This is a genomic window from Pseudotenacibaculum haliotis (assembly GCF_042684245.1).
Lineage (GTDB): Bacteria > Bacteroidota > Bacteroidia > Flavobacteriales > Flavobacteriaceae > Polaribacter > Polaribacter haliotis_A.
Window position 1 is genome coordinate 803,065 of sequence record NZ_JBHULH010000001.1, and the last position, 12,167, is coordinate 815,231.

11 protein-coding genes and 1 pseudogene are annotated in these 12,167 nt (G+C 34.8%); 3 read left to right on the forward strand and 9 right to left on the reverse strand.

Annotated elements, in window-relative coordinates:
* Positions 1-206 precede the first annotated feature (206 nt).
* Entirely contained in the window at positions 207-1,334 is a 1,128-nt protein-coding gene (locus ACFSRZ_RS03890) for a hypothetical protein (protein ID WP_379665207.1), read from the forward strand.
* A gap of 62 nt (positions 1,335-1,396) precedes the next feature.
* Here the strand turns inward: ACFSRZ_RS03890 and ACFSRZ_RS03895 are convergent, their stop codons facing one another.
* The 4 genes and pseudogenes from ACFSRZ_RS03895 to ACFSRZ_RS03910 all read right to left on the reverse strand — a co-directional run bounded on the left by ACFSRZ_RS03895 (position 1,397) and on the right by ACFSRZ_RS03910 (position 5,517).
* Positions 1,397-2,248, reverse strand: a complete 852-nt coding sequence (locus tag ACFSRZ_RS03895) for a glucosaminidase domain-containing protein (protein WP_379665208.1) — start codon at positions 2,246-2,248, stop codon at positions 1,397-1,399.
* The gene (locus ACFSRZ_RS03900; protein ID WP_379665502.1) at positions 2,245-3,159 is read right to left on the reverse strand and encodes a 1-aminocyclopropane-1-carboxylate deaminase/D-cysteine desulfhydrase; all 915 of its coding nucleotides are present in this window, start codon (positions 3,157-3,159) and stop codon (positions 2,245-2,247) included. Before ACFSRZ_RS03900 ends, ACFSRZ_RS03895 begins: the two co-directional genes overlap by 4 nt.
* A 153-nt stretch (positions 3,160-3,312) precedes the next feature.
* Positions 3,313-3,528, reverse strand: a pseudogene (locus ACFSRZ_RS03905) (GIY-YIG nuclease family protein); the annotation flags it as partial.
* Between the two features lie 69 nt (positions 3,529-3,597).
* Positions 3,598-5,517, reverse strand: a complete 1,920-nt coding sequence (locus tag ACFSRZ_RS03910; protein WP_379665209.1) for an ABC-F family ATP-binding cassette domain-containing protein — start codon at positions 5,515-5,517, stop codon at positions 3,598-3,600.
* A gap of 172 nt (positions 5,518-5,689) precedes the next feature.
* Between ACFSRZ_RS03910 and ACFSRZ_RS03915 the strand changes: the two genes are divergently transcribed.
* On the forward strand, positions 5,690-5,854 hold the full coding sequence (locus ACFSRZ_RS03915; RefSeq protein ID WP_379665210.1) for a hypothetical protein: 165 nt from the start codon (positions 5,690-5,692) through the stop codon (positions 5,852-5,854).
* A 56-nt stretch (positions 5,855-5,910) separates the two neighbouring features.
* Here the strand turns inward: ACFSRZ_RS03915 and ACFSRZ_RS03920 are convergent, their stop codons facing one another.
* Positions 5,911-7,209 carry a T9SS type A sorting domain-containing protein gene (locus tag ACFSRZ_RS03920; RefSeq protein WP_379665211.1) on the reverse strand — a complete coding sequence of 433 codons (1,299 nt, stop codon included), beginning with the start codon at positions 7,207-7,209 and terminating at the stop codon, positions 5,911-5,913.
* 72 nt (positions 7,210-7,281) lie between these two features.
* Here ACFSRZ_RS03920 and ACFSRZ_RS03925 point away from each other — a divergent pair, with 72 nt between their 5' ends.
* Entirely contained in the window at positions 7,282-7,659 is a 378-nt protein-coding gene (locus tag ACFSRZ_RS03925) for a DUF983 domain-containing protein (RefSeq protein WP_379665212.1), read from the forward strand.
* A 279-nt stretch (positions 7,660-7,938) separates the two neighbouring features.
* On the opposite strand, the gene ACFSRZ_RS03930 is transcribed toward ACFSRZ_RS03925, so the two are convergent.
* The 4 genes from ACFSRZ_RS03930 to porL form a co-directional block, all read right to left on the reverse strand.
* Entirely contained in the window at positions 7,939-8,994 is a 1,056-nt protein-coding gene (locus tag ACFSRZ_RS03930; RefSeq protein WP_379665213.1) for an NAD(P)/FAD-dependent oxidoreductase, read from the reverse strand.
* A 74-nt stretch (positions 8,995-9,068) separates the two neighbouring features.
* Entirely contained in the window at positions 9,069-9,926 is an 858-nt protein-coding gene (porN, locus tag ACFSRZ_RS03935; protein ID WP_379665214.1) for a type IX secretion system ring subunit PorN/GldN, read from the reverse strand.
* 19 nt (positions 9,927-9,945) lie between these two features.
* The gene (porM, locus tag ACFSRZ_RS03940) at positions 9,946-11,502 is read right to left on the reverse strand and encodes a type IX secretion system motor protein PorM/GldM (RefSeq protein ID WP_379665215.1); all 1,557 of its coding nucleotides are present in this window, start codon (positions 11,500-11,502) and stop codon (positions 9,946-9,948) included.
* Positions 11,503-11,540: 38 nt separating this feature from the next.
* The gene (gene porL / locus ACFSRZ_RS03945; protein WP_379665216.1) at positions 11,541-12,167 is read right to left on the reverse strand and encodes a type IX secretion system motor protein PorL/GldL; all 627 of its coding nucleotides are present in this window, start codon (positions 12,165-12,167) and stop codon (positions 11,541-11,543) included.

The window sequence follows — 12,167 nt, forward strand, 5'->3', positions numbered from 1 at the left end:
CAAAAAATTTTCCAAAAAAATCACATCCCTCTTAAAACGGGCTTTTTCACTTAAAATTTGAAACGTTCACTAAATTAAAAATCCGCTTCCCTCATTGAAAAGGTCCTTTTACTCATTCTCAATTTTATTTCGCAAAAGTTGGCCTTAATATTGAAGTGTCAATGCTAACAAACCAAGCTTTTCATCATTCATCAAAAACAAAAATTATGAAAACACGAATGTTAAAAGTTATCGCAGTTCTTTTCTTAGGACTTTCAGTAGCATCTTATGCATCTGAACCTGAGAATGACAAAAAGAAAAAGCAAACAATTAAAGTTGCTCTTTTATTAGACACGAGTAATAGCATGGACGGATTGATCAATCAGGCAAAAGCCCAATTATGGCAAATCGTTAATGAACTGTCATATGCTAAGTACGGAATTCAAAAGCCTGATTTAAAAATTGCCTTGTATGAATATGGCAATGATCGATTAGAATCTTCTGATGGATACATCAGACAAGTTCTTTCTTTTAGTAATGACCTAGATGATATCTCGGAAAAATTGTTCTCTCTAACCACAAATGGTGGTAAAGAGTATTGCGGACAGGTAATCAGTTCTTCTTTAAATGATTTGAAGTGGGGCAAAAACAAAAATGACCTACGCTTGATCTTTATTGCAGGAAATGAGCCTTTTACGCAAGGAAAGATCAATTACAGAGAAGCAATTTCTGATGCCAAAGAAAAAGATGTAATTATTAATACCATTTACTGTGGAGATTACAATACAGGAATATCTGGAATGTGGAAGGACGGAGCAGATATGGGAGGTGGAGATTATATGACGATCAATCACAATAAAAAGATCGTTCATATTATCACTCCTTACGATGAAGAGATCATCATCTTAAATAGAAAGCTGAATAAAACATATATCTATTTTGGAAACAAAGGGTATACAAAACAAATGGCTCAAAAGCAACAGGATGTAAATGCAGAAGCTCTAGATGAAGTTGTGATTGTAAACAGAACAGTAAGCAAGAGTTCTAGATTATATAACAACTCTAGTTGGGATTTGGTTGACAAATCTGAAAAAGAGAAGGTCGATTATTCAAAGATCAAAAGATCACAGCTTCCAAAACATTTGCAAAATATGTCGGATGCTGAATTAAAAAAATATGTAGAAAAACAGAAAAAAGTTCGTTCAAAGATCAAGGCCAAGATTAACGAATTGAACAAAAAAAGGAAAGCTTATATCTCCCAAAAACAAAAGGAGACTATGAAAAAGGACGAGTTAGAAAATGTTATGATTAAGGCCATTAAAAAACAAGCTATGAGGAAAAAATATTCATGGTAGAATTGAATATGTTAGTTGTTTGGTTAGATTCGCGAAGGTTTCTCTTGACCTTCGCGGATTTTTTATTTGATTACAAGTTTCTGACCAATAGACAGGGTATTGTCTTTTAAATTATTCCACTTTTTCAAGTCATCTACCGTTGTTCCAAACTTTTTAGAGATCGAGTATAAGGTATCTCCTTTTTTTACTTCGTAATACTGAGCCTTTGTAGCTTTCTTCTTTTTTGGTTCTTCTCTCCTATCTTCTTCTTTTGCTATTCTTTTTCCTCTTTTTAGGTCTTTCTTTGTAAACTTATCAAACTCATACAGCTTGTAGTCTTCTATGATCTTAATTAATTTTTTAGGGTACTTTCTATCTGTAGCATATCCTGCTTTTTTCAAGCCTCTTGCCCAACCTTTGTAATCCTTTAATCGAAGTTTAAACAATCCGGCATATCTTCTTCTCCCGGACAGGAATTTAGAGTGATCTTTATAAGAGCTCTGTACATACTTATACTTTCTGAAACATTCTCCTTTTTCATCATCGTCATGGTATACACGTCCTCCTTTCCATCCGGTGTGGCATTTGATTCCGAAATGATTGTTGGATTTAGAAGCTAACTGGCTCCTTCCATTTCCGGATTCTAAAATTCCTTGTGCCAAAGTAATACTTGCAGGAATTTTATATTCATGCATTTCCAACACAGCCAATGGTGCGTATTTTCTGATGTAATGAAGTGTGTGTCTGTTTAGTGATTTATTACCTCTTTCTAACTTTCTTACATGCTGAATCTGCTTTACTGAAGGCAACTTTTCCGGTTTAGGCTCTACTATTTTCGCCTTTTTATTTTGCTTTTTTGTAGTCACTTTTCTGCTTGAACTACAACTAGCCAATAATACAGATACCATTACAACCAGTAAAAACCGTACTCTCATATATGTATTTTTAAATCACTTCCTTTTTTTCGTAATCGTTCATTAAACCCTTCTATTCCTTGCAATCCTCCTGTATGGATTACCAAGATATTGGATCCTTGTGGAAATTTATCTTGCTTGATCATGTCTATAATTCCAAACAACATTTTTCCTGTATAGATGGGGTCTAATGGTATTTGTGTTTGTTCTTTGAACTGGTTGATAAAATGAATCAACTCTTCAGAAAACTTTCCATATCCGCCAAAATGGTACTTTGTGATCAATTTCCAATTGTCTCTTTCCGTCACAAAACCTTCTATTTCTCCCTGCAAAAAATCTCCTTTTAATGCCGGAAACCCTAAAACAGTCTGATGCTCTTTGGCACTTTTAATAAGCCCGGAAATGGTACCTCCTGTACCCACACAAGAACAAATATAATCAAACTGCTCATCTTCATCTGTTAAAATCTCTTCACATCCTTTGATAGCCAATTCGTTGGTTCCGCCTTCGGGTACTAAATAAAAATCTCCGTAGTACTTTTTTAAACGCTTGATGAGATCTTGATCTTCTTTTTGTCGGTATTGCTCTCTGGAAACAAACTCAAAATGCATTCCATTTTCTGAAGCTTGTCGCAACGTAGAGTTTTGCTCTAAGGTTTTTTCTAGGTTTTTTCCAAGCTCATCACCTCTTATAATTCCAATGGTTTTAAAACCTTCTTTTTTCCCGGCAACAGCAGTTGCCAAAATATGATTAGAAAAAGCCCCTCCAAAAGTCAACAGTGTTTTTTTGCCTTGCAGTTTTGCGTGAGTAAGGTTGTATTTGAGCTTTCTGAATTTATTTCCGGAGACAAAAGGATGAATTTGATCTTCTCTCTTTACAAACATCTTGATCTTCTTATCACTTAACTCTTTTAAGAAGATTTGTTGGTTGATTGTTCTAATGTTGGATTGAAAAAGATCGAAGGGGTTAATGTCAGATCGAGCGGAGTCGAGACCTATATTTTTTGCGTGTGATCTGTTTTTACATTCTGATAACTCTTGTAACTTATTGAAATCTTCATTTGCTAAAGCCAATTTCTTTTCCCTACTCCACTTTTTTATCTTTTTCTCAAAGCAAATGGCTTGTTCAATATCATTAAATTCTTGTTGGAAAATCAGCTCAACCGGCCTTCTCTTGTAGGTAAAACAATCTTTGTTTAAACCTTTTTGATGCTCTTCAAATCTTCTTGATATATCGTTCGTTACTCCGGTATATAAATAACCGTCAAAGCATTTTAATATGTATACATAATATAGCTTCACAATAACATTTAGCTTTTCACATCTCGACTCCGCTCGATATGACAAGTATAAATAGCTTACAATTTAAAACTAAGAAAAATTGGTTACTTCTTCTTCAGCTAGTTCCCATTGCTCCATTAATTCTTCATATTTTCTTTTCTTAGCCTTGTAGTTTTCAAAAAAGTTAGGTTGTGAAGAAACCTCTTCGTAGTTCTCTGCCAACGCCAAATCTATTTGTTCTATTTCTTTTTCTAGATCATTGATTTGATTTTCGATCTTCGCCAGCTTATTTTTAAGCTTTCTCAATTCTTTTTCCTGCTCTTTGGAAAGCTGATATTTTTCTTTTTGAGAGCTTTTTTTGGTTTCTTTTACTACAGTTCTTTTCTCTGCTTCTCGAAGGCTTTCCATTTTATGAACGTCTAAGAAATAATCTATATCTCCTAAATATTCTTTGATCACCTTGTCTTTAAATCCATACACCTTATTGGTCAATCCTTGTAAGAATTCTCTGTCGTGAGATACCAATATGAGAGTTCCGTTAAAGTTTTGCAATGCTCTCTTTAAAACACTTTTTGACGCAATGTCTAAGTGGTTGGTTGGCTCATCCATGATCAATACATTGAATGGCGATAACAATAGCTTACATAGAGCCAAACGGTTTCTTTCTCCTCCTGATAATACTTTTGCTTTTTTATCTACAGATTCTCCGCTAAACAAAAAAGCTCCCAGCATATCTCTTACTCGTGCTCTGTTGTTATCATCGGCAGCATCTTCCATGATCTCAACTACTGTTTTCTCCGGTGGTAAGTATTCTGATTGGTTCTGAGCAAAATATCCGATCTCTACATTATGTCCTAATTTGAGCATTCCTTCAAAAGGAATTTCTCCAACCATCATCTTTGCCAAAGTAGATTTTCCTTGACCGTTTTGCCCTACAAAAGCGATTCTGCTGTTTCTTTCAATCAACAGGTCAACATTTTGTAAAACTTGTTTGTCTCCGTAGCTCTTTTGCAGATTTTCTGCTTCGAAAATAATCTTTCCCGGATCTCTTGAAATAGAGAAACGTATATTCATCGTAGCATTTTCATCTTCGTCTACTTCAATTCGCTCAACTTTCTCTAATTTTTTGATCAAAGATTGAGCAAAAGCAGCTTTGCTTGCTTTGTATCTAAATTTCTCTATTAGTTGCTCAGTTTGTTTGATCTCTTTTTCCTGATTCTTCTGAGATTGTAGTTGCTTCTCTTTAATGTCTTTACGCAGCTCTAAAAATTGCGTATAAGGTTTCTTATAATCGTAGATCTTTCCTAGAGAGATTTCAATAGTACGATTGGTTACATTGTCTAAGAACATCTTGTCGTGAGAAACCAATACAATAGCTCCTGTATAAGACTTTAAGAAATTCTCAAGCCAGATAATCGATTCTATATCTAAGTGGTTGGTTGGCTCATCCAATAAGAGAATATCGTTGTTCTGTAATAAGAGTTTTGCCAACTCAATTCGCATTCGCCATCCTCCCGAGAACGTATCTGTTAGTTTATCAAAGTCTTCTCTTTGAAACCCTAACCCTTGTAATATCTTCTCTGTATCTCCCTGGTAATTATACCCACCTAGTAACTCATATCGTTCGGTATCCTCATTTAGATCGATGATCAATTGATTATACCCTTCGCTTTCGTAATCTGTTCGGGTAGCCAACTGTTCATTGATGTATTCGAGATTTTTTTCTATTTGAATGATTTCTTCAAAAGCCTGATAGGCTTCTTCTAAAATGGTTCTACCGTGAACAAAATCGATATCCTGACGCAAAAAACCTATTTTGATCTCTTTATCAAAAGCAATTGTTCCTCCACTACTATCTATGTCCTTTGACAGAACTTTAAGTAAGGTAGATTTTCCTGCACCATTTTTTCCTATCAAACCCACGCGATCTCCTCTGTTGAGTTTGAAGGTAATTCCTGAAAATAAATCTGTTCCCGAAAAAGTTACGGTAAGATCATGAACATTAACCATGAGAAGTTGAAGTTTTAGTCACACAAAACTAGGTAAAAATAGTGTTTCGATAGTGATTTTCTAAGAAAATAAAGGGTGTAATTCCTCTGCTTTGAACAGACTAAAAAAAATACATTTACCTGTACTCATTACATGTAGTCATTTTACCTAACTCGTTCCAAATTTTCAAGATATGACACATCAAGATTTTAATCATCTATACTATAAGTTTACAGGCAATAAAAAAGGTGTTAAGCCCACAGATCGTCTCAAAACTACAGGAGAAGAACTGAAAGATTTTGTAGAATTTGTGCTCCAATCTAGAGAGTTACATGAAAAGGAAATTGTTCGGTGGTGAGTAATCACATTTCTCATCCCTTTGTTTGGTAATCCCGAAAGTTATCTACTTTCGGGTTACTTTTTTATAAATTTCATTGACTGCCTTCCTGTATTATTATGAAAGTTAAGAATATATAATCCGCTGGAAAGATCGCTTACTGGAAACTCATAGTTTTTGGTCTCTCCTGAAACATTAGCAGTTCGATCTTTTGCAAGTTGCCTGATCAACTTTCCTTGAATGTCATATAATTCAATTACCATGTTATCATTGAATCGATAAGTGATTGAAAACTTCAACAGATCTTCAACCGGATTTTCTGAAAGTTCAATTTTTAAAGGAAGTCTCTCTCCCAAAATGTCTTCTGTAGACAATGTTGCATCAGAGTACCTGTAGATGGTTGTTCCTGCCGCAAAAGCATATGTATTATTAATGACAAAAATTCTATTGAGGTTTCCTCCAACACCAATATTTGTCCAGGTATCTCCGCCATCGGTGGTTTCCATAATTCCGGCTTCTGAACCACCCATCCATCCGTGAGTTTCAGAGATAAAGCCTACTGCTTGAATATCTGCTCCCGGAACATTTTTCTCTGTCCAGTTAGCCCCTGCATCTGTTGTTTTGATCAATCTTCCTGAAGTTGTTGCTGCTTGTTGCACAGCACCAAAAATAGTGTTCCCACTTGAGCCTTCTAATATTTGTAATTTCCAAACAAACTCTCCTGCATTTCCAGAATTGTATACTTCAGTCCAGTTAGCTCCTCCATCTGTTGTTTTGATAATAATACCTCCGGTAGCACTTTTTCCTGCTGCATACCCTATCATCTCATTAAAAAATTTCACTTCTACCAAAGCCGTTGCATGTGCAGACATGTCTGTTGAAGTCCAAGTATCTCCACTATCAACTGATTTAATTAACGTAGCAGGCTCTGTAAAGAGTCCAACTCCATATACAGTAGAGCTTCCCACAGTATTGATCCCGCAAATCCCTGCCGGATTAGGACTAATATTGGTTACTTCAGACCAATTTGAACCTCCATCAGAGGTTTTATAGAATTTTCCTTGGAAGGTTCCAATAAACCCAACATTCGCATTTAAAAATTCTACATTTCTAAAATACAATCCTTGTCCTGGAGCTAAAGTATTCCCATCTGTTTGTAATGTCCAGTTTACTCCTCCATCTGTGGTTTTATAAATCGCAGCAAAAAAACCATTGGCTGCCCAACCTGTATTTTGGTCTAAAAAGAAGACGTCATCATAACGCTGTCCGTTAGCCGGATCGTTAGTTATTGCTGTTATTGCTTCCCATGAAAATTGAGCGTTTATTGACAAAAAAGCCAATAAAAACAAGCTGGTTAAATAAGTTTTTCTTTTCATTTTTCGTTATTTTTGTGGTGCCTTATGGGGCTTACCATAAAAATATAATAAATTATAACAATCACACTTATCATGTTCAAAAAAGGGCAAAAAACTTATAGCATCTTCAAAGGAAAATGCCCACAATGTCATGAAGGTGACTTCTTCGAATTTCCTTTCACTTTCAATCCAAGAAAGATTACCAAGCTTCATAAAAACTGTTCTGTTTGTGGGTTAAAATACATGATTGAGCCTTCATTTTTCTATGGAGCCATGTATGTAAATTATGCGCTTACTGTTGCTGTTTCCGTTGCTGTATTTATTATAACAAAGCTCTTTATTGGGCTTACATTGCTTCAATCCTTTATTTCAATTTTTGTTGTTCTTGGTTTGATTGCGCCTGTTAATCTTCGCCTATCAAGAATTCTATGGATCAACATGTTTGTGAAGTACAAAAAGAATAAGAATTAAGAGTAGCGTCTTTTTTCAGGTATAATCACTCGTTTTTTTTTCTATTTTTTTTCGTCTATTTGTTAAACAACAATTGGTTTACTAACTAGTAGGTTTCCCCCTATTCGCTAACCATAGACTTATATGTTTGAGTTTATCAAAAGAATTAGAGCAAAAATTCAAAAAAAAAGGGAGATGAAACATGCAAATAGTGATAATAGAATGCAATATTACTTGCATAAAACCAGATCTCAAAAGGAAAAGAAAAAAGAGAAGTGATCTATTCTAAAAAAAGAATTTTTATTTACTGTAAACTTTTCTAAATCTCTCAACATCTATCTCGGGATCTAGAACTCTGTTTTTCTCTATGTGTAAAAACAACTCTTTAGCTACCGTTGGAGCAATCATTACTCCTCTTGTGCCTAACCCGTTTAGGATAAACATTTGAGTGTGTTTTGGATGCCTTCCAACAAGGGGTCTTCTATCTTTTACTGTAGGTCTCACTCCTGCTGTTTGATCGATAATTTCATAGGGAACGTCAATTACTTTATCAAGTTTTTCTACAAGCTCCTTTTTTCCATCTTCTGTTGGTAAAGATGTTTTATCTACCCAATTGAAAGTAGCTCCTATTTTGTATCGATGATTTCCTAGTGGAAGTACAAAAAGTGTCGATTTTACTAAAAATTCTATATTTAAGTCTGGAGCGTGAATTGTAATTAATTCACCTTTTGTTCCATTTAAAGGCAAATAATCAAAGAATGTATTTTGTTTAAGTCCGTAGCCCTCACAGAACACAATACGCTCTGAAATGACATCTTTATACGCTATTTCATGATCTGAGAAGCTAATTTCAGAATGGTCAAACTTCTCGAAACGAATGCTTTCTTTTTGAATTAAGAAGTTTCGGTAGTTTTCAATTAGCTTATGAGTATTTATTCTCCCAGTTTTATATACCTCTCCAAAACCATGTTCTCCAATAATTCCAGGAATGTTTTCTGAAAAGATAGAAGGGTTCATAAATTCAGATAATTGTGGTTTGTCTGAAGCAATAAACCAATTATTCTGATCTTCTATACTTTTAAAGACTTTTCTTGTAGAAAATTTATCATTTATATTTATACCTAGTTTTTCTTCTAAGTTCTTGTAGAAAGGCATGGCTATTTCCAGTTGTTCCTTAGCATTCCATACCGGGGTAAATCTTTTTAAGATTACCGGGTTGTATACTCCTCCGGCTACGAGTGAAGATGTTTGTGAGTGATCTTCAAAAACTATAAATGTCTTACCTGATTCAATCAGCTCTTCTGCAAAGGCTAATCCTGCCAATCCTAAACCTACAATGATATAATCTACTTTCACTCTCCAAAAATACTGTTTTAACAAAAAAGCGTCTCGAATTTCGAGACGCTTTTTTTTATATTATGTATGTAGAATTAGTAATTCCACATATCAATTTCTCTATCTCTGATATTTTCTTTAATTCTATCAGCTTCCAATAACTGGAACAATGCATTTCCACGAATGTAATCTGCAATCTTTCTGTTACCATAGATATTCTCTTCTCTGATGATCACAGAACTAAATCTTCTCGCATTTAATAAATGGTCAAATGAGATAGGCTGAGATGCATTTTTAGGGTTGAATACCTTTGCATCGTGTAATACTTCTCTAGCTTCAGGATAGAAGATCCAGAATAATTCATACAATTCATCGTCTTCAATATCAGGTAATCCTAAAGTTAAAACGTCTTTCCCCATTGGGGCAATTGCTAAAAGTCTGTATTTTAACTCTCCTTGACGCTTGTCGAAATACCACATTCCTTTGATCATGTATCCTTCGATATCTTGAGTTTGAATTCTGAAAGTATCTGCAAAATTTCCACTCGTACGAACATTGATCAACTTCTCATCGATCTCAGCTTTGGTTACTTTAGAAGTAAAGAATGAATCTGAATATACATTTTCGATATCTCCTTTTCTAACGGCTTTTAAAAGCGTGTCAAAAAGTGAACGTCTATCGTTAGAGATATTCGTAGTATCGATTGGGAAATAATACGGAAGATTGATTTTCTGATTTAAATCTACAAATTCCCATACTACTTTAGACCATAAGATATCACGATCATCTATAAAACCATATGCCAAAGGCGCATCGTTATCTGCCGCGATCTTCTCAGCTGTTTTTTTTCCAATTTGATCTACTTGAGTCGCATTTAACAAATTGGCCTGCGCACCCATGTAACCTGATGCTAAAAGGGCAATAACAACTGTATAAAAATGCTTCCTAATCATACTACACTAATTTTATCTTCTAATTTGTAATCTGTATACTTACAGGTAATACTTTTTTGATTGGTGTTCTCTTTTTACTTTCAACAGCCTTGATATCAAAAATAGTAATTACGTCTCCTCTTCTTGCTTTTGCTAATGCTTTTTTAGCTCTAGCATCAAACTTACTTCCGTTTACTTTTACTGCTAACTGTCCAGGAACTTTTACTGTAAATCCTTGAACTTCTAACTTTAAGTCAAATACGAAATCAGGTAAGTCTGCCGCAATTGGAGTATTGTTTAAACTTGACTTAGGCATTGGAACTACACCAAAATCTCCACGAACTGTTCCTGCTGCTGCCGGAATATCTTTAATTCTGAAAACCTTTGGAGTATTGATCGTTTTACCACTACTTAATTTAGCAGACACATTGATCTTTACTTCGTTTCCTGAACCTGGATTTAAAACATATTTTCCTAAACCTGTTCTTGTTAATTTATTATTTCCTGGAACACTTGGAGAAATATCTTTGTCTCCTACTCCTGGAACAGATATCGAAATTGGGTTATCCAATCCACGATATACTACATTCATTTTATCAGCAGAGATTACTGCTTCGCTTGGCTCAGCAATTACAGAGTAAGAACTCTCAAATGGTACGTCGATTGGTTTACCATCTTGCGTAAAAGTGATCTTTCCTTTAATATCGTGACTTCCTACACTTCCTGCAGGGATGTCTACCAATACTTGACCAGCATCGATCTTTTTATAATCTCTTCCGTTTAAAACTACTTTTTCTGGTTTTAATGTTGCATCGTAACGACCTAATACAATTTTACCGGTTACTTTCTCTCCAGCAAAGTATGCATTCTTGTCTAAGGCAACAATTCCTTTATAGTTTGTTAAAGATACTTCGCTTTCTAACTGACCTCCTAAAAGGTTTGTATAGATTTCAGCTTCTGTATTCTTAACATCTCCTTGAATTTGGGTTAAGTTAGCCAAGGTAGTAATCATTGGCATTCCTTCGTAACGGCTACGAATCCATGGAATATCTGGTGAACCTTCTTCTTTTGCTTTTTGAGGACTTGTGTCAAATCTTTTGTTGATGTTTGTTATCAAATCAGGATTTGCTCCATTTCCTAAAATTCCTAAAACCTTAGTTCTATAGTCATTGATTTTTCCTAAAAATTCGTCTCCTAAAGGAGTATTTCCTTCTCCTGCAAATAACATTGCATCTACTCTATCTGCACTACTCATAGACTCATACTGATCATAGTCCTCTGGGTCTGTATCAGCCAAGATTGAATCTTTAAAAGTTCCTATAAAGTTATACAGATCTACAGATAAACCATTAATCTGCTTTGCTTTGTTATTCAAGGTTCCGAATTTATCCGGCTGATCTGTAGCCTTTGTGCTTAAATTCGCTAAGATATTTTGAATATTTGTTGTCGCAGCGTTGTTAGTATCTTCGATCTTTTCTTTCATAAAACCAAAAGATGATAATACCTTCTTATCCATTTGCATTGCTAACATTGCAATGAAAACTAGGTACATTAAGTTAATCATCTTTTGCCTTGGGGATAATTTTCCTCCTGCCATGTGAATTAGTTTTTTGAGTTAAACAATAAATGAACTAATTACTTGCTAGACATTGCAGATAGCATTCCACCATACACTCCGTTCAAAGAAGAAAGGTTACTCGCTAACGATTCCATTTGCTCTTGTAATCTCTCAGAGTTTTGGATCATTGCATTATTGATCTCTGATTGTTTATTTGCATTTTCCATTTGTACTTGGTACAAACCGTTTAATGATTCCATTTGAGATGCAGCTCTTTCTACTTGCTCGTTATACTTTGAAGTTGTAGAAATTGATTCTGAAGCAACACTTAATCCTTCTGCTGCATTGTGGAAATTCTTAATACTTTGTCCTAGGCTATTCATCAAGTCAGTATCAACTTGAGCTTCTTTTAATAAATTATCTAACTTTTGGGATAACATTCCTTGTGCACCTGAAGCTTCTCCATCTTCATCTCCTAATTCTGGATAAACTTTTGTCCAGTCTAAATCGTCTTCAACAGGTTCGAATGCAGAAATAGCAAATACTAAAGCTTCTACAGCCATACCAATTGTAAGCATCATACCTCCGGTGATAGGTCCAATGCTAAAGTGCATAATCTTAAATAGTGCTCCTAAAATTACAATTGCAGCTCCGATACCGTAAGCCATGTTAAATAATTTCTTTGTAGATTTTGATTGTGCCAT